An 18,364-nucleotide genomic window follows, 5' to 3' on the forward strand; every position below is an offset into this window, starting at 1 on the left:
CAGTCGTTGCCGGTGCGCTGCAGGTTCGAGTCACGACGCCCACCGCTACCACCGTCGGCGAACGCCTCGTTCACCACATCCCACGAGTGGATCTTCCCTCGGAAATGCGTCGCCACCTGGGTGACGTGGTTGATGGCCGCGTTACGCAACGCGCTGCCCGACATGCCCTGCGCCCAGCCCGGCTGCTGCTGATGCCACAGCAACGCATGGCCCCGCACGCTCATCCCGTTGGCCTGCGCGTGACTGACCAGACGATCACCACCGGTGTAGCTGAACCGACCCTGCTGCGGCTCGGTGGCGTCCCACTTCATCTCGTTCTCGGCCACGACACTGTTGAACTCACGGTTCAGAATCGTCGCGTACACGCTGGTGGAGAGCTTGCCGGTTGCCACGGCCGCGCCGAAGTAACGGCCCTTCTCGGCCGCCGATGCCCGCAGGGTCGTGCCGGCGCTGGCCGTGGAGGTCAGGGTCATCGTCATAGCGGCGGCAAGGGCGCCGGTAACGGCGACGGTCACCGCCGCTCGCAGGGCTCTTCTGTGATTCATGCGGATTCCTTCTCTGTGGTGGTGCAGCGATGGAGACGCACGCCCGAATCCGCTCCTGCGACATGGGGACGTCAGCAACGGTCGCCGTCGCGGCAGCGATGCGGGGAGTCCTGACCCGACGTCCGGCATGCCCTGGGCGGACGTCGCGGGTCGAGGTGCCACAGCAGGTTCGCCCGGTGAACCACAGGTGCGGCTGCCCTCAACCATCGACTGTGAGCGATAACATGCCGTTCGTCAAGTCGTAACCAACCGCGCCGGGCAACCTGTCGCTCCGTCGCAGTGGTGGGGCACGTCGCCGTGCTGCCGGAGCCGCGCCGAGCACGGCTCCGGCAGCAACCGTCACTGGAACGAGGCGTCGTCGACGAGGAGGCTGTCGGTGCCCTCAGCCGTCTCCACGTAGAAGGCGGCGCTGGTCAGGGTGCCGCTCCACGAAACGGTCGTGGTGCCGGTGAGCACTGTCCAGCCGTTGACGTTCACCCCCACCGCCGGGGTCAGCTGGAGGTAGTTCGTCGTGCCGTTCGCGGTCAGCGACAGCGTCGCCTTCGCCGACGGGGTGCCGCTCTGCGCTCGTACCCAGACGTTTGTGGTGTAGCTCTTGCCATTGGTGAGTTTGCTGGTCACGTCCTGACTGGGGCCGTTCCAGGCACCGGTCCGGCCGGTGATCGACAGCGATCCGCTGCCACCGTGCGCGACCGCGGTGTTCCTGGCGAGCGTTCCGCTGCCGTGCACACCCCAGCCCGTCGTGCCGTTCTCCACGTCGCCGTTGGTGATCAGGTTGGCGCTGCCGCCGCCGGTGCCGCCGAACTGCCACCAGTTGATGTTGAGCAGGTTGCCGCTGCCGCCGGCGAACCGCAGGTAGAGATCATGGGTGCCGGTCGCTCCGCTCACCGCGCAGGTGCTGGTGGTCCAGGTCTGCCAGCCGCCGGTGCCACCCACGGTGCAGGTGCCCACGGTCGGGCCGTTGGCGCTGTCGAGGCGTACCTCGATCCGGCCGCCGCTGGTGGCCGACGCGACCCGGGCGCTGAACGAGGTCGCACCCGCGCCGAAGGCGACGCCCTTGACCTTGATGTAGTCGCCGTTCTCGATCCAACCGACGTTCATCCCGCCCTCGCTGGACGCCTCGGTCTCGATCCCCGAGCCCCACGCGATCGTCTCGGCCTCCTGTCGCACGTACGGGTTCAGCGTGCCCACCTGTGGCGCACCGGCGTTCGTCATCGTGATCGTCGGGAACAGGCCATTGCTGGTGTAACTGAACTTCTCCACCGCGACCGAGCGGGTGTAACCACTACCACCCGGCAATGCTCCGTTGTGGTAGAAGAAATACGAACCACCTTGGAAATCAATCACACCCGCGTGATTGGTGAAGCTGGCACCCTGCCGCGGCATGATCGTTCCCCGATATGTCCACGGCCCCGTCGGCCCGGTGGCCGTGGAGTACGCGATGAACTCCGAGCAGCACTCCGCCGCGAACACGTTGTAGTACAACCCGTTGCGCTTGAAAACCCACGGCCCCTCCTCATACAGGGTCGGCCGACTCGCATTACCGTTACGGGTACCGAACCCCGCCGTCGTGAGTGGAATACGTGTCGCGCTGCCGGAGAACGAAATCATGTCCGGGTTCAACTTCACGTACCACAGACCCGGGTTACCCCAGTACAGATACGCCTGTCCGTCGTCGTCGATGAACGCGTGCGGGTCGATTTCGTTGTTGCCGACCAATGGTCGACCGAGCGCGTCGCGGAACGGTCCGGTCGGGCTGTCGGCCACCCCGACGCCGATGACCATCTGCCCGTTGGAGCGCTGGCGCACCGGCACGTACCAGTAGAACTTCCCGTTACGCGGAACGACGTGCCCGGCCCACGCGTTGGCGTCCGCCCACGCGAACGTCGCCAGATTCATCGGCGATCCGTGATCGGTCCAGTTCACCATGTCGGCGGACGAGTAGACCCGCCACTCGCGCATTGTGAAATAGGTGGAACCGTCCTCGTCGTGTCCGGTGTAGAGGTAGACCCTGCCGTTGTGCACCATCGGCGCCGGGTCGGCGGTGTAGATGTTCTGGACGATGGGGTTGTCGGCCTTGGCCGTACCCGGGATCAGTGCGAATAGACAGGCCATGCTTGCCAGCCAGGCGATGGCGCGCCTGGTCCGGCGAGCGGCCCGGGTTGTGGTCCGATCCTTCACGTTCACGATTACTCCCACAGAGAGTGCGCCGTGCGCGATGTTTGACTGGGCGTGCCACCGCCGTCCTGGCGGCCACTCGAACGGGCTTTGTCGTTCGCTCGCGGGCAGCACGGCCGGCGGCCGTGTTAGCGCTAACAGCTTTCCGTGAATGCCCCCTCCCCCTTCTGACCTGGAATTTTGTGAGGCGCGGGATGACAGTCGTAACCACGTCGCAGCATTGAGGTATCGACTATGACATCGAAGATTTACGATGCACGGTACTGAGCGACCGGAGGGGCGTCAACGGAGGGGAAGTTGCCGCCAACCGTCACGCACGGTAATGACTCGGTGATGGCGAGCCCGGTGATGTCCTTGTCGGACCACGGCCGCCACCGGACCCGGTGGGCCCGGGCCAGCTCGTCGCGGGAACGGGTCGGCGAGGTGCCCCGGGGGTTGCGGGCATGTTAACGACGAACTATGTTAGCGATCACATCGATGTGCCGCGATAAGCGCAGGGGTGGGCACCCGGCGTCCACGGCGACCACGTCCCACCCACCACACCGCACCCGGCGTCGGCCCCCTTGCGCCGACGACCCACCGCCGTCGATGGCGGCCCCGACGTACCCGGCCACCTGGAGGTTCCCCATGCCACCCCTGCCCCTCAGCCGCCGCCACCTGCTTCAGGCCGCCGGAGCCACCGTGGTGGTCTCCGCGACCGGCGTCGCCGTCGCCCCCGGGAGCGCCTCCGCGGCCGTCGTGCCCCCCGCCCGGTCCGACATCGGCGTCTCGGCGTACGCATTCGACCCGGGTCAGGTACGACTCAGCTCCGGCCGTTGGATGGACAACCAGACCCGGACGCTGAACTACCTGCGGTTCGTCGACGTCGACCGGATGCTCTACAACTTCCGCGCCAACCACCGGCTGTCCACCAACGGCGCCGCCACCAACGGGGGCTGGGACGCGCCGAACTTCCCGTTCCGGACCCACATGCAGGGCCACTTCCTGAGCGCGTGGGCGTACGCGTACGCGGTGCTGGGCGACACCACCTGCCGGGACAAGGCCAACTACATGGTGGCCGAGTTGGCCAAGTGCCAGGCCAACAACTCCGCCGCCGGGTTCGGCGCGGGTTACCTCTCCGGTTTCCCGGAGTCCGACTTCACAGCGCTCGAGGCACGGACGCTCTCCAACGGCAACGTGCCCTACTACTGCATCCACAAGACCCTCGCCGGTCTGCTCGACGTCTGGCGCTACACCGGAAACACCCAGGCCCGTACGGTGCTGCTGTCCCTCGCCGGCTGGGTCGACACCCGGACGAGCCGGCTGAGCTCCAGCCAGATGCAGTCGATGCTGGGCACCGAGTTCGGGGGCATGAACGACGTGCTCACCGACATCTACCAGCAGACCGGTGACTCCCGCTGGCTCACCGCCGCCCAGCGGTTCGACCACGCCGCCGTGTTCGACCCGCTGGCCAACAACCAGGACCAGCTCAACGGCCGGCACGCCAACACGCAGGTGCCCAAGTGGATTGGCGCGGCCCGGGAGTTCAAGGCCACCGGGACCACCCGTTACCGGAACATCGCCAGCAACGCGTGGAACATCACCGTCGGCGCGCACACCTACGTCATCGGCGGCAACAGTCAGGCCGAGCACTTCCGGCCGCCGAACGCCATCGCCGGCTACCTCAGCAACGACACCTGCGAGCAGTGCAACACGTTCAACATGCTCAAGCTGACGCGCGAGCTGTGGCTGCTCGACCCGAACCGGGCGGACTACTTCGACTTCTACGAGCGCGCGCTGATCAACCACCTGATCGGCGGGCAGAACCCGGCCGACAGCCACGGTCACATCACCTACTTCACCCCGCTGCGGCCGGGCGGACGCCGTGGTGTGGGCCCGGCGTGGGGTGGCGGCACCTGGAGCACCGACTACAACTCGTTCTGGTGCTGCCAGGGCACCGGCCTGGAGATCAACACGAGGTTGATGGACTCCATCTACTTCTACAACGGCACCACACTGAGCGTGAACCTGTTCACGCCGTCAGTGCTGAACTGGACGCAGCGCGGCATCACTGTCACCCAGACCACCAGCTTCCCGGTCAGTGACACCACAACGCTGACCCTGTCCGGCTCGATGAGCGGGTCGTGGAGCATCCGGGTGCGGATCCCGTCCTGGACCAGCGGCGCGACGATCGCCGTCAACGGCACTGTGGAGAACGTCGCCACCACACCGGGCAGCTACGCCACTGTCACGCGCACCTGGGCCGCGGGCGACACCATCACCGTGCGGCTGCCGATGCAGGTCGCCGTCAAGGCCGCCAACGACAACGCCAACGTCGGCGCGGTCACGTACGGCCCGACGGTGCTGGCCGGCAACTACGGCAACACGGCCCTGAGCACCCTGCCCACCCTCACCGCCTCCTCGGTCACCCGGACCAGCACCAGCTCGCTCGCATTCACCGCCAGCGCCAACGGGTCCACCGTGAACCTCGCCCCCTTCTACGACGCCCACGGCTACAACTACACGGTCTACTGGAACACCACCGGCAGCGGCGGCCCCACCGGCAGCTACCGCCTGGTCAACGTCGGCACCGGGCTGGTCCTCGGTGTCCAGAACATGTCCACCGCCGACGGTGGTCTGGCCGTGCAGTGGGGCGACAGCGGCACGGCGGACCACAACTGGGTGGTCATCACCGACGGCAACGCGGTCCGGTTCCGCAACGTCCACAGCGGCAAGGTCCTGGGCGTGGAGAACATGTCCACCGCCGACAACGCCCGGGTCCTGCAGTGGGCCGACAACGGCACCGCCGATCACCGCTGGATCCTGGTGGACAACGGCGACGGCACCTACAAGATCCGCAACGTCAACAGCAACAAACTGCTCGGGATCCTGAACGGGTCGACCGCCTGGGGAGCGCAGGCCGTACAGGATCCGGACAACGGCAGCGCGGACAACCGGTGGAGGCTGGTCCGCAACGCCTGATTCCGCCCCGCTCGACGGGCTCACCGGCGCGGTCACCCGAAGGCCGCGCCGGTGACGCCGAGCGGGCGCCCGCCAGCGGTCGTACAGTGGGGAGGGTCCTGGCCCCAGTGAACGTGGCGGACGTGTCGGCTCGTGCCGCTTCCGCCCGGAAGGAGCACAGTGAACCGCCCCCTCCGCACCACGCTCGGCGGCGCGTTGACCGCCGTCATGCTGGCCACCGTCGCCGTCGCGCCGGCGCAGGCGCACCCCGCGAACCGGCCGCCGACCGTCCTCGCCCTCCCCGACGGGTTCCAGCCCGAGGGCATCGCCACCGCCGGCCGGTACGCCTACTTCGGCTCCCGCGCAACCGGTGCCATCCAGCGCGTCGACCTGGTCACCGGCCGGGGCACGACGATCGGCGCGGCCACCGGCACGCCGTCGCTCGGCCTCAAGGTCGACCCACGTGGCCGGCTCTTCGTCTCCGGTGGCACGGCTGGCGACGCTCGGGTGCTCGACACCCGCACCGGCGAGGTGCTGGCCCGCTACCAGTTCGCCACCGCCCCGACGTTCGTCAACGACGTCGTGCTGACCCGCGACGCGGCGTACTTCACCGACTCGAACCGGCCGGTGCTCTACCGGCTGCCGCTCGGTCGCCGTGGGGCGCTGCCGCCCGCCGACGCCTTCACCACGATCACGTTGACCGGCGCGTACGAGCAGGTCGGCACGGGGGTGAATCTCAACGGCATCGCCACCACACCGGACGGCCGGGCGCTGATCGTCGTCCAGTCCACCACCGGCACGCTGTACCGGGTCGACCCGGCGACCGGGGCGAGCACCGTCGTGGACGTGCCGGGCCACACCTTCACCAACGGCGATGGCCTCCTCCTGCTCGGCCGCACCCTCTACGTCGTGCAGAACCGCCTCAACCAGATCGCGGTGGTCCGGCTGAACCACGCCGGCACCGCCGGAGCGCTCACCAGCATCATCACCGATCCGAACTTCGACGTGCCCACCACAGTGGCCAAGGCGCTGGGTCGGCTCTACCTGCCCAACGCCCGGTTCACCACACCGCCGACCCCCACCACGCCCTACACGGCCGTCGCGGTCCGCGCACACTGAGCGACCCGAGGGGGTACGCGCCGCGCGGGTGCCCCCTCGGCCCACCGCTCTGGATCTGAATCGCCGATTCGGCCGGCACTAGGATCACTGGCACCCCGGCGATGACTGTCGCCTCATGCACCCCGGAGTCCGTGTGGCCACCCGTCCGTACCGGTTCCTGCGCCGAACCCTGGCCGTGGTCTGCCTGCTCGTCGCCGCCGCACTGCCGGCCAACCGGCCGGCCGCATCGCCGGTCGCCGCGGACGCCACGCAGCCGACGGTCCTACGGATGCTCCAGCTGAACCTCTGCAACAGTGGCCGCGCCGGCTGCTACACCGGCCGAGCGATGACCAGGGCCGCCGAGGTGATCAGCATCGAGGCACCCGACCTGGTGACCCTCAACGAGGTCTGCGCGGGTGACCTGTCCGCCCTGCACGGCGTCTTTCAAACCGTCCACCCTGGGCGGACCGTCGTGGCCGCGTTCCAGGCCGCCGGCGACCGCCCGAGCGGCGACGACACCCGCTGTCGCAACGGCCAACGGTTCGGCATCGGGCTGCTGACCCACCTGCGGACGCCGGCCACCCCGAACACCGTGTACGCCGGAACCCACCCGACGCAGGACCTCGCGGACCCCGAGGAACGAGCCTGGCTCTGCGTCGACGTCGACGGCGCCCTGCTCGCCTGCACCACGCACCTGTCGGCCACCGGCTACCGCGTCGCGCTCACCCAGTGCGCGCACCTGCTCGACACCATCCTGCCGACGATCGGCCGCGACGCCGGATACGAGCCCACGGTGCTGGGTGGCGACCTCAACCTGCGCGCCGGCCATGACCCCGACGTGCGGTCCTGCACCCCGGCGGGCCATCAGCGGGTCGACGACGGCCGACTGCAACACGTCACGGCGACCACCGACATCACGCTCTGCTGCCGCAGACTGGTGCCCATGCACGGGACGACCGACCACCCCGGGCTGCTGGTCACCCTCGCGATCGACAGGAGCCGACCCGGCCGGCCGCCGGCCTGATCCGCCTCCTCAGCGGGCGCGGAGGCGGCCGGATCTACGAGGCCACCAGCAACGCGGCGCGGGCCGACCGCACGGCGTCAGCGCGGCGGCGTGTCCCGGCGGGACGGGAACGGAGTGCCGGGCTGGCCGAGGGTGGAGCGGGCGCGCAACCCGACCGGGTCGGGAGCAGCGGTGGGCGCCGGGGCCGCCGGCTCCGAGAGCCGCCGCTCGTCCAGGTACGCGGTGGCGGCCCGGTCGTCATCGGTCGGAGCGGCGAGCAGCGCGTAGAGCAGACCGACGACCCCGAAGACCACCGCCAGCACGATCGGCACCAGCAGGGTGCTCACCCCGGCGCCGGTCACCTCACCCGTCCGTTCGTGGCGATGCACCGACAGGGCGCTCATGCCGGTGAAGTGCATCCCGTTCACGGCGATCCCCATGACCAGCGCGGAGGCGAAGATCGCCAACCCCCGCCGGACGGTCATCGCGAGCCACAGCGCGACGGTGGACGCCACCACGGCGATGACCACCGAGAGCACGACCCGGCCCGTGTCGTAGCCGAGGCTGCCGTTGAGGCGCATGGCGGCCATGCCGGTGTAGTGCATGGAGGCCACGCCGGCGCCGGTGAAGATACCTGCGGCGATCAGGCGTACCGGATTCAGCCGGCCGGTGCCCACGATGGCCAGGCCGATACCGACCGCCACCACGGCGATGGCCGTGCTGGCCGCGGTCAGCGGCACGTCGTAACGGATCCGGGTGTTCTCCACGGCGAAGCCGAGCATGGCCATGAAGTGCATCGCCCAGATGGCGGTGCCGCCCAGCGCCCAGGCCGACAGCAGACCCCACCACGCCCGCTGGCCGTTCGTGCGGGCCGTGCGGATGCGCCCGGCGCAGACCAGACCGAGGATCGAACCGAGCACGGACAGCGCGTAGCTCAGCGCGGGCGTGATCCAACCGTACTCAAAGTGATTGATCTCCGCCACGGCGGCTTTCTCCCCATTCGTTACCGACGCGTCAACAAGACGCCTCGGCAATGATCAGGGGTGCTGTGATCAGGCGCAACAGTGCCCCCCGGGCTAATCGCGGGGTGCCGCGGCGGTGACCGTCCGCTGCGTCGATTCGGCCGCCAAAAATGACTGAGCGTAATTGTCAGGCTGACGTGTGGTACGCGAGAACACCTCGATTGACTGCCGCTATAGCCTGTCGGGCCGTCGACCGCAGCTCCGTTGTGGCACCGCCAGAGTCGGCAATCTGACCGAGCAGGTCGACGACCTGTCGGGCCCACCGGACGAAGTCACCGGCGGGCATCTCACCATCGATCTCGTGACCGCTGCCGAGCACCTTGGCCAGCGCCTCGCCCCTGGCCCACCGGTAGACGGGCCAGGCGAAACCGAGATCCGGCTCCCGGGTCGCCGTCAGCCCCCGCGCCGCCTCGTCGGCCTCGATCTCCCCCCACAGCTTCAACGTCTCGTCCACCGCGTCGGCCACCGGCCCGCGCGGCAGCGACGCCCGCTCGTCGACATCGCGGCGCGCCTCGAACACCACCACTGACACCGCGGCGGCCAACTCGGCCGGGGACAACCCGTTCCACACCCCCCGGCGCAGGCACTCGGCGACCAGCAGATCCGCCTCGGTCCAGATCCGGCCCAGCATCCGACCGGCGTCGGTGACCGCGCCGTCGCGGGCGAGGTAGCCACGCTCGGTCAGCAGCGCCACGATCCGGTCGAACGTTCGCGCGAGGGAACCCGTACGACCACTGACGCGCTCGCGCAGCTCCTCGGTGTCGCGCTCCAGCCGCCGACGCCGCTCCGCCCAGCGGGCGTGCTCCTCCCGCTCCGGGCAGGCGTGGCAGGGGTGGTGACGCAGCTCGGTGCGGAGCTGGGTGATCTGGTGGTCCTCGCCGGTCACCTGCCGGGAACGGCCCCCGCGTCGGCCACCGTGCCGATCCAGACCGGTGCCGCTGACCTCGGCGGCGAGATCCCGCCGGGCACCCGGAGACCGGTGGTTGAAGTGCTTGGGCACCCGGATCCGGGCCAACACCTCGGCCGGGGTGGTGAAGTCACCGGGGCTGACCCGCCCGGCCCACCGGTCCTGGGTGAGCACCAGCGGCCGGGGCTCACCGAACCCACCGGTCGCCGGGTCCAGCACCACGGCCAGCCCGGCCCGCCGGCCCGACGGCACCCGGATCACGTCGCCGACCCGCAGCCGCTCCAACGACGCCACCGCCGCGGCCTTGCGCTGGGTCTGCCCCTGCCGGGCGATCGCCTTCTCCCGGTCGGCGATCGCCACCCGCAGCGCGAAGTACTCGTCGAAGTCGCCGTGATGGCAGGCGGCCTCCGCGCCGTACGCCTCGATGGTCTCGGTGTTGCGCTGCACCTGCCGGGCCAGGCCGACCACCGACCGGTCCGCCTGGAACTGGGCGAACGAGGACTCCAGCAGCGCCCGAGCCGGCTCCGCGCCGACGGTGCCGACCAGGTTCACCGCCATGTTGTACGACGGCCGGAAACTGGAGCGCAGCGGATAGGTGCGGGTGGACGCCAGCCCGGCCACCTGCCGTGGGTCGGTCTCCGGGGACCACACCACGACGGCGTGCCCCTCCACATCGATGCCTCGGCGGCCGGCACGCCCGGTGAGCTGGGTGTACTCCCCCGGGGTCAGGTCGACGTGCGCCTCGCCGTTGTACTTGACCAGCCGTTCCAGCACCACGCAGCGGGCCGGCATGTTGATGCCCAACGCCAGCGTCTCGGTGGCGAAGACCGCCTTGACCAGGCCGCGGACGAACAACTCCTCGACGATCTCCTTGAACACGGGCAGCATGCCGGCGTGGTGGGCGGCCAGGCCGCGTTCCAGGCCGTCCAGCCACTCCCAGTAGCCCAGGACCGACAGGTCCTCGCCGGGAATGGCGGTGACCCGCGACTCGACGACCCGTCGGATCTCGGCCCGCTCCTCCGCCGAGGTGAGCCGCAGCCCGGCGGCGAGACACTGCTGCACCGCGGCGGCGCAACCGGCCCGGCTGAAGATGAACAGGATCGCCGGTAGCAGACCCTCCCGGTCCAGCCGGTCGACGATGTCCGGGCGCAACGGGCCACGCCAGCGCGGGCCACGCCGGCCGGCACCGGGCCCCGCGCTGCGCCCCTCACCCAACTCCAGCCGCCGCGCGGTCTCCCGGGTGTAGCGCAGCAACTCCGGGTGCACGTCGTGCTTACGGGCGGCGTCGGCGTCGTGGAACAGGTCGAACATCCGCTTGCCGACCAGCATGTGCTGCCACAACGGCACCGGCCGGTGCTCGCTGACCACCACGGCGGTCTCGCCGCGCACGGTGACCAGCCAGTCGGCGAACTCCTCGGCGTTGGAGACGGTCGCCGACAACGAGACCAGGGTGACAGAGGCGGGCAGGTGAATGATCACCTCTTCCCAGACCCCACCGCGGAACCGGTCGGCCAGGTAGTGCACCTCGTCCATCACCACGTACGCGAGGCCCTGCAGCGTGCTCGAGCCCGCGTAGAGCATGTTGCGCAGCACCTCGGTGGTCATCACCACCACCGGCGCGTCGCCGTTGATCGCGTTGTCGCCGGTCAGCAGGCCGACCTGCTCGGCGCCGTACCGGGCGACCAGATCGTGGTACTTCTGGTTGGACAGCGCCTTGATCGGCGTGGTGTAGAAGCACTTGCGCCGCGCCGGTGGGGTCGTCGCGTCGACGTCGGGCACCGGGTCGTCGGGCCGCCCCCGCAACGCCAGGTGGACGGCGAACTCCCCCACCACCGTCTTACCGGCGCCGGTGGGAGCGCAGACCAGCACACCGCTGCCCCGCTCCAACGACTGGCACGCCTCCCGCTGGAAGTCGTCGAGGTCGAACCCCAACTCGAGGGCGAACTCGTCCAACGCCGGAAACTGTGCGGCTTGTGCGGCCTTGCGGCGCGCCGCTGCGTACCGCTCGGCGGGGCTCGACATGGCACCAAGATTAGTGCGTGCCGAGTCATGTCACCCCACAAGGCCGTCCGGAGGCACGGTCGGGGGCGGTCGGTAGGGTGCACGGCGTGCCGGACCATGCCGAACCGCCCCAGACCAGTCCGCCGGGCACCGCTGAGGCGCCCGCCGCCCGCCGGGCGTCCCGACGCCCTGTCAAGGCGGTGCTCTTCGACTTCCACGGCACCCTCGCCCAGGTGGAGGACCCCCAGCGGTGGGTGCTGGAGGCCGCGGCGGCCTGCGGCGTCACCCTGGACCGGGTCCGCGCCACCTCGCTGGCCGACCGCCTGCTGACCGCCGGCCGCGCCGGCGGGCCACTGCCGGCACGGGTGCCGCCCCGACTCGCCGAACTGTGGGCCGACCGGGACCTCTACCAACACGCCCACCGGGGCGCGTACACCGGGCTGGCCGAGACCGTCGACGCCGGCATCGACGGCTTCGCCGACGCGCTCTACGAGCGGCTGCTGACCACGGAGGGTTGGCTGCCGTACGCCGACACCGCGCCCACGCTGACCGCGCTGCGCGACGCCGGGGTGCCGGTGGCGGTGGTCAGCAACATCGGCTTCGACCTGCGGCCGCACTTCGACACCTGGGGGCTGACCGACCTGGTCGGCGCGTTCGTGCTCTCCTACGAGGTGGGGCGCTGCAAACCCGACCCGGCGATCTTCTGGCGTGCCTGCGGCATGCTGGGCGTCGACCCGGAGCAGACCCTGATGGTCGGTGACTCCCCGGCGGACGCGGGCGCGGTGGCCGCCGGCTGCTCGGTGCTGGTGCTCCCGGCGGCCGAGCCGGGCCGGGAGAACGGGCTGGGCGCTGTGCTCGACCTCGCCCTGCCAGGCTGACCGGCGGTTGCCTCGGCCACGCCGGTGGACACCGCCGCAGGTTGGCCAGGGCGGACGCCCTACCGTCGTGCCCGTGACCGAGATCCTGCTGCCCACCACGGCGCCGGCCGACACGCCACCCGCCCGACGCGGTGGCGTCACCGCCGTGGGGCTGGTGCTCGGCGGGGCCCTGTCGGTGCAGTTCGGCTCCGCCGTGGCCGCGTTGCTCTTCCCGCGTACCGGGGTGGCCGGCGCGGTGACCCTGCGGCTGACCATCTCGGCGGTGCTGTTACTCGTCGTGTGCCGGCCCCGACTGCGCGGACACGACCGGTCGGCCTGGCTCGCGGCCGGCGCGTTCGGGCTCGCGCTGGCCGGCATGAACTCGCTGTTCTACCAGGCCATCGAACGCATCCCGTTGGGCCCGGCGGTGACGCTCGAGGTGCTCGGCCCCCTCGCCCTGTCGGTGTTCTCCGCCCGCCGACTGGCCAGCTGGGGCTGGGCGGGTCTCGCACTGGCCGGGGTGGCGCTGCTCGGGCAGGGCGGCTTCGACCGGCTGGACCCGGTCGGAGTGGCCTTCGCGTTCGGCGCGGGCGCCATGTGGGCCGCGTACATCGTGCTGAGCGCCCGGGTCGGCGGCCGCTTCCCCGGCGCGGACGGGCTGGCCCTGGCGCTGGCCGTCGCCGCGCTGGTCACCCTGCCGCTGGGCATCGTCGACGGCGGCGCGGTACTGCTCGACCCGCCGGTGCTGGCGCTCGGCGCCGCCCTCGCGGTGCTCGCCTCCGGGCTGCCCTACACCCTGGAACTGCTGGCGCTACGGCGGATGCCCACCGCCACCTTCGCGGTGCTGATGAGCCTCGGCCCGGCCGTCGCCACGCTCGCCGGGTGGCTGGTGCTGCGGCAGGCGCTGACAGTGCTGGAATGCGCCGCCATCGTGCTGGTCATCGCCGCCAGCATCGGCGCGGTACGGGTCAACGCAGCAGCCGCAGGGCACCCGGAACCGCGCTGATCGTCACCGGCAGCCTCAGGGAGCGTTCCCCGTCGGCGTACGAGGTGATGCCCTCGGCGGCCAACTCCACGGTGCGGGCCCGGAAACTGCGCACCAGCGGGTGGCTGACGTGGGTGCCCTGGTAGATGCGCGGCTTCACCCGGACCAGGGTCCGCCGGTTGACCCGACCCGCCACCACCACGTCGAGCAGTCCGTCGGTCGGGTCCGCGTCGGGGCAGATCCGCATCCCACCGCCGTACGTGGGACAGTTGCCCACCGCCACGAGCACCGCGTCCAGGTCGTGTGACACCCCGTCGAGGCGCAGCGTGTAGCGGCGTGGGCGCAGCCGGGCCAGCTCGACCAGGATCGCCAGGTCGTATCGGCGCGGGCCACGGGGCCAGCGCATCCGGTTGGCCCGCTCGTTGACGATCGCGTCGAACCCGGCCGCGAGGACCGCCCCGTACCAGCGCTCGACGCCGTCGACCCCGACCATCCGGGCCAGGTCGACCGGTTGACTGCGGCCGTCACGCACCGCCTCGGCGATCACCGCCGCCGCGGCGAGAGGGTCGGCCGGGAAGCCGGTGTCCAGAGCGAAGTCGTTGCCGGTGCCGGCCGGGATCGGGCCGAACGGCACGGCGGTCCCGGCGACCGCCTGCAACGCCCGGTGCACGGTGCCGTCCCCACCGACCGCCACGAGCGCGCCAGCACCGTCGGCGACGGCGGTCCGGCACGCCGCCTCCGCCTCGGCGGGGCTCGACGCCGGCAGCAACCGGATCGGCCGCCCGGCGGCGGCCAAGCCGTCCAGCAACCGGGGCAGCAACGCGCGGTGCCGTCCACGGCCGGCGGTCGGGTTGGCGAGCACGGCGACCGGGCCGGGCAGGTGATCGTCTGCGGTCACGGGCAGCACCGTACCGGTCGGACACCCGCCGTTCACCAGGGGCAGGTGCCGTCACCATCAGTTGCGCCGCCGACGCGCCAGGTGACGCGACGACGCCGCCCCCGGTGAACGGGGACGGCGTCGGTGGACCGGTCGGCGCGGGGCCGTCAGGTCATGTCGTCGTAGCGGCGTTCGATCGGCGCCGGTGGGGCGACCGGTTCGGGTACGCCGATCGGCGCTGCCGAGTCGACCCGCTGCCCGGCCACGACCGGGTCCGCGTCGAACTCCAACGGCGACACCTCGTCGTCGTCGATGCCGGCGTAGACCTCCTTGCCCCGCCCACGCCGCCGATCGTTGAGGAACGCGACACCGACCGCGGCGAAGTAGAGCGCGGACAGGCAGAGCGCCAGAGCGGTCATCCCGAACGGATCAGGGGTGGGAGTGACCACGGCGGCGAAGGCGAAGAACACGAAGATCGCCACCCGCCACCAGCTGAGCAACCGTTTCGCGCTGGCGATGCCCACGAAGTTGAGCATCAGCACGATCAACGGGAACTCGAAGGCCACCCCGAACAACAGGATCAGGTTGGTGACGAAGGAGATGTACCGGGTGACTTCCAGGGTGGTCGAAATGTCATCGCCGGACACGTTCATCAGGAACTCGAGGCCCTTGGCGGTGACGAAGAACGCCAGCACCGCGCCGGCCGCGAAGAGCGGCGCCGCCAAGGCGGTGAAGGCGTAGGCGTAGCGCCGCTCGTGCCGGTGCAGACCAGGCGCGATGAACGCCCAGAGTTGATAGAGCCAGATCGGCGCCGCGATGATCAGGCCCACCCACAGGCCGATCTTCAGGTTCAGCAGGAACAGGTCGGCCGGGCCGAGCTGAACGAAGAGGCACTTGTTGGTCTCCGGGTCGACCGACCCCGGCAGGTCGCAGTACGGCTTCGACAGCAGGATCCGGACCGGCTCGGCCAACCAGATGCCGAAGCCGAAGCCGATCATGATCGCCAGCGACGCGCGGAAGAGACGGTTGCGCAGCTCACGGACGTGCTCGATGAGCGTCATCGAGCCGTCGGCGGCCCGCTCGAAGGTGCTCGAGCCGCGTTTACGCAGTGCGAAGGCCACGGGAGTGGGGCCCTTCGGTCAGTTGTCGCGGACGCGGTGCACCGGGTCGACGACCGGCTGCTGCGGCGGCGCCTGCTGGTACGGGGCCTGCTGCGGCTGGCCAGCGTGCGGCGCCTGCTGCCCGGCGTGCGGCGGCAGCGGCTGGTAGCCGGCCTGCGCGTCGGCCTTCTCGGCGAGGTCGCGGTCGTCGTCCTGCAGGCTCTTGGTCTCGGCCTTGATGATCCGCAGCGACCGACCCAGCGAACGGGCCGCGTCGGGGAGCCGCTTCGCACCGAAGAGCAGGATCAGCACAACCACGAGAACAGCGATGTGCCACGGCTTGAGGGCACCCATGAGAAGCTCCAGTCGCTCTGTGTCCGGGGGGTGGTACGCAGCCCATCGTACGTGCGGATCGGCTGCCCGCCACCCACTGGGTGGTGGTGGTCTGGGCGGGAGGGTGAAGTCTTGACCAACCCGCGATGATCCGTCAACCGCCGCCGGGTGCGTGCCCGATCAGCCGCGCTTGGCCTTGATCACCGCGAGTCGCCGGGAGGTGGTGTCGAGCCGACGTTGGACTTCCTCGGCACGCTGTTGCAGCGCCTCGGCGGTGTCCCGCAGCGCCTCGGCCTCGACGGCCCGCCGCTGCAACGCCACGGCGGCGCGGCGCAGTCGGGGCAGCCGGGCGAGCACCGGGCGCACGGCCAACGCGAGCGCCACGAGGGGTAGCAGCACCACCGCGAGCACGATCCAGATCAGCACGGCGGTCAGCCTACTGGGTGCGGCCGGCCACCGCCGGGTCACCCGACGGCGCGCGCGCCGGGTCGACCGCGGGCGGCCGGGGCACGGCCGTGGACGCGGGCACGGCGTACGCGTCCAGCGCGGCGGCCGCCGTCGCCCGCACCTGCTCGGCCAACTCGACCGGGGCGACCACAGTCACCTCCGGGCCGAGGCCCAGCACGAACCGGCGGGCCCACCCCAGGTCGGTGACCCGCAGGGAGACCAGCCACTGGTCGCCGTCGCCGGCCTCCACCCGCTCGCACGGGTAGTACTCGGTGATCCACCGCTCGCCCCGGCCGATGCGCAGGGTGATCAACGGCAGGTCGGCCGAGGGGCGGAACACGCCCTCGGTGAGGTCGTGCGGGACGGCCTGCGGCGGCACCGTGGCCGGCTCGTCCAACTCGGTGACCGCGTCGATGCGGTCGGCGCGGAACAGCCGGACGGCCTCCGCACGCCGACACCACGCCTCCACGTACGCCCGGCCGCCGACCATGAGCATCCGCAGCGGGTCGATGACGCGTTCGGTGGTCTCGTCCCGGGCGGCGGTGTAGTAGGTGATCCGCAGGGCCTTGCCGCCCTCCACGGCGGCGCGCAGCGCCTCGACCCGCCGGGTGTCCCCGGGCAACCGGACCGCCACCGGCGCGCCCACCAGGTCGCCCGCGGCCTCGATCTTGGCGAGGGCCCGCTCGACGGCCTCCCGGTTGGCCACCCCGGGCGTCTCGGCCAACATCCGCAGCGCCACCACCAGCGCGAGGGCCTCGTCGGGGGTCAGCCGCAACGGCCGGTCGATACCGGCGTCGTAGGTGATGGTCACCCGGTCACCGTCGAACGCCATGTCGATCAGGTCACCGGGGCCGTACCCGGGCAGCCCGCACACCCAGAGCAGCTCCAGGTCCTCCCGGAGCTGGCGCTCGGTGACGCCCAGGTCACCGGCCGCCTCGGCGATCTCGATGCCGGGCCGGGCCAGCAGGTAGGGCACCAGGTTGAGCAGTCGGGCCAGCCGGTCGGCGGACGCGCGGGAACCGTTACGGGCGGCCGGGCGGGTCACCGGGCACCCCCGCTGACGGCCAGCTCGTCGTGGCGCACGGCGATCTCCTTGAGTCGTTGGATGACCGCCTCGCGGACCTCCGGTGGGTCGAGGACCCGCACGTCCGGGCCGTAGCCGACGAGATGACCGGCCAGCCCGTCCGGGTCGGCGTACGGCAGGACCAGGCGGTCGCCGTCCGGCCCGGCGGTCACCTCCACCGCCCAGCGGCGCAGCCCGGCGGCCCGCCCGGGCGCGGCCAGCACTGTGGCCCGACCGGTGCGCTCCACCGGACCCGACCAGCGGGCCACGTGGCTGATCAGGTCGACGTTGGCCGGCGGCTCGTACGCGCCGGGGGCGCCGGTCACCCGGACCGCGCCGACGACCCGGGACAACCGGAAGCAGCGGGTCGCCTCCCGGTCCTGGTCGTGGCCGACCACATACCACCGTCCGCGCCAGCAGACCACGCCCCACGGTTGCAGCCGCCGCCGGCTGGGCGCGTCGCGGTCGGGCACCCGGTAGTCGAACCCCACCTCGCGGCGGTCCCGGGCGGCGGCGGTCAGCGGCGCGAACGCCGGGTCGACAGTGACCATCGGCTCCAGGCCGAGGGTCGCCTGCGGGTCCACGTCCACCCCGGCGGCACGCAGCTTGGCCAGCCCGGACGACGCGGCGGCGGCCAACCCGGCGTGCTGCCACAGCCGGGCGGCGATGCCGACCGCTGCTGCCTCGTCCGGTTCGAGGAGGATGTCGGGCAGCGCGTACTCGCGGTGGGCGATCCGGTAGCCGGGCTCGGCGTCGAAGGCGCTCGCCGTGCCGGTCTCCAGTGGCACACCCAGCTCACGCAGCTCGGCCTTGTCCCGCTCGAACTTGCGCTGGAACGCCTCGTGGTCGCGCGCGTCGTCCGGATCGTGCTCGTAACCGGGCACGGTCGCGGCGATCTGCGCGGCGGTCAGGAACCGTCGCGTGGACAGGAGGCAGATCACCAGGTTGACCAGGCGTTCGGTGCGGGTCCGCGACACGCGGTAGACGCTAGCAGCCGACCCGCCCACA

15 protein-coding genes are annotated in these 18,364 nt (G+C 71.2%); 5 read left to right on the forward strand and 10 right to left on the reverse strand.

What is annotated here, in order from left to right; genetic code table 11:
* Both ABZ794_RS28935 and ABZ794_RS28940 read right to left on the reverse strand, forming a co-directional pair.
* On the reverse strand, positions 1-545 hold a 545-nt coding region (locus ABZ794_RS28935), incomplete at its 3' end, for an endo-1,4-beta-xylanase (RefSeq protein WP_357518493.1).
* A gap of 339 nt (positions 546-884) precedes the next feature.
* Complete coding sequence (locus tag ABZ794_RS28940) at positions 885-2,660, reverse strand: family 43 glycosylhydrolase (RefSeq protein ID WP_210781739.1); 1,776 nt, start codon at positions 2,658-2,660, stop codon at positions 885-887.
* Positions 2,661-3,350: 690 nt separating this feature from the next.
* On the opposite strand from ABZ794_RS28940, the gene ABZ794_RS28945 reads away from it, so the two are divergent.
* The 3 genes from ABZ794_RS28945 to ABZ794_RS28955 all read left to right on the forward strand — a co-directional run bounded on the left by ABZ794_RS28945 (position 3,351) and on the right by ABZ794_RS28955 (position 7,785).
* Positions 3,351-5,684 (forward strand): beta-L-arabinofuranosidase domain-containing protein, encoded by a 2,334-nt coding sequence (locus ABZ794_RS28945; RefSeq protein WP_238688851.1) that lies wholly within the window; start codon positions 3,351-3,353, stop codon positions 5,682-5,684.
* A 159-nt stretch (positions 5,685-5,843) separates the two neighbouring features.
* On the forward strand, positions 5,844-6,782 hold the full coding sequence (locus ABZ794_RS28950) for a superoxide dismutase (RefSeq protein WP_238688850.1): 939 nt from the start codon (positions 5,844-5,846) through the stop codon (positions 6,780-6,782).
* Between the two features lie 133 nt (positions 6,783-6,915).
* The gene (locus ABZ794_RS28955) at positions 6,916-7,785 is read left to right on the forward strand and encodes an endonuclease/exonuclease/phosphatase family protein (RefSeq protein ID WP_357518496.1); all 870 of its coding nucleotides are present in this window, start codon (positions 6,916-6,918) and stop codon (positions 7,783-7,785) included.
* A gap of 77 nt (positions 7,786-7,862) precedes the next feature.
* Here the strand turns inward: ABZ794_RS28955 and ABZ794_RS28960 are convergent, their stop codons facing one another.
* Both ABZ794_RS28960 and ABZ794_RS28965 read right to left on the reverse strand, forming a co-directional pair.
* Positions 7,863-8,747, reverse strand: a complete 885-nt coding sequence (locus tag ABZ794_RS28960; protein WP_210781735.1) for an MHYT domain-containing protein — start codon at positions 8,745-8,747, stop codon at positions 7,863-7,865.
* Positions 8,748-8,913: 166 nt separating this feature from the next.
* Entirely contained in the window at positions 8,914-11,715 is a 2,802-nt protein-coding gene (locus ABZ794_RS28965) for a DEAD/DEAH box helicase (RefSeq protein WP_210781734.1), read from the reverse strand.
* A gap of 86 nt (positions 11,716-11,801) precedes the next feature.
* On the opposite strand from ABZ794_RS28965, the gene ABZ794_RS28970 reads away from it, so the two are divergent.
* Complete coding sequence (locus tag ABZ794_RS28970) at positions 11,802-12,572, forward strand: HAD-IA family hydrolase (RefSeq protein WP_210781733.1); 771 nt, start codon at positions 11,802-11,804, stop codon at positions 12,570-12,572.
* A 67-nt stretch (positions 12,573-12,639) separates the two neighbouring features.
* Positions 12,640-13,557: an EamA family transporter gene (locus ABZ794_RS28975; RefSeq protein ID WP_238688848.1), complete on the forward strand. Its 918-nt coding sequence runs from the start codon at positions 12,640-12,642 to the stop codon at positions 13,555-13,557.
* Here ABZ794_RS28975 and ABZ794_RS28980 read toward each other — a convergent pair.
* The 6 genes from ABZ794_RS28980 to ABZ794_RS29005 all read right to left on the reverse strand — a co-directional run bounded on the left by ABZ794_RS28980 (position 13,520) and on the right by ABZ794_RS29005 (position 18,333).
* On the reverse strand, positions 13,520-14,443 hold the full coding sequence (locus tag ABZ794_RS28980; RefSeq protein WP_210781732.1) for a diacylglycerol kinase: 924 nt from the start codon (positions 14,441-14,443) through the stop codon (positions 13,520-13,522). The two genes, ABZ794_RS28975 and ABZ794_RS28980, sit on opposite strands and share 38 nt — an antisense overlap.
* Before the next feature lie 137 nt (positions 14,444-14,580).
* A complete protein-coding gene (gene tatC, locus ABZ794_RS28985) occupies positions 14,581-15,534 on the reverse strand; it encodes a twin-arginine translocase subunit TatC (RefSeq protein ID WP_210781731.1) in 954 nt (317 codons plus the stop codon).
* Between the two features lie 18 nt (positions 15,535-15,552).
* Positions 15,553-15,867 (reverse strand): Sec-independent protein translocase subunit TatA, encoded by a 315-nt coding sequence (gene tatA, locus ABZ794_RS28990; protein WP_210781730.1) that lies wholly within the window; start codon positions 15,865-15,867, stop codon positions 15,553-15,555.
* 159 nt (positions 15,868-16,026) lie between these two features.
* Positions 16,027-16,272, reverse strand: a complete 246-nt coding sequence (locus ABZ794_RS28995; RefSeq protein WP_210781729.1) for a hypothetical protein — start codon at positions 16,270-16,272, stop codon at positions 16,027-16,029.
* 10 nt (positions 16,273-16,282) lie between these two features.
* A complete protein-coding gene (locus ABZ794_RS29000) occupies positions 16,283-17,338 on the reverse strand; it encodes a YafY family protein (protein WP_357518500.1) in 1,056 nt (351 codons plus the stop codon).
* Positions 17,335-18,333 (reverse strand): WYL domain-containing protein, encoded by a 999-nt coding sequence (locus ABZ794_RS29005; protein WP_091408906.1) that lies wholly within the window; start codon positions 18,331-18,333, stop codon positions 17,335-17,337. Before ABZ794_RS29005 ends, ABZ794_RS29000 begins: the two co-directional genes overlap by 4 nt.
* Between the last annotated feature and the right edge of the window lie 31 nt (positions 18,334-18,364).

The sequence above is a fragment of the Micromonospora sp. NPDC047187 genome, from assembly GCF_040643355.1.
In the GTDB taxonomy this organism is placed as follows: domain Bacteria; phylum Actinomycetota; class Actinomycetes; order Mycobacteriales; family Micromonosporaceae; genus Micromonospora; species Micromonospora salmantinae.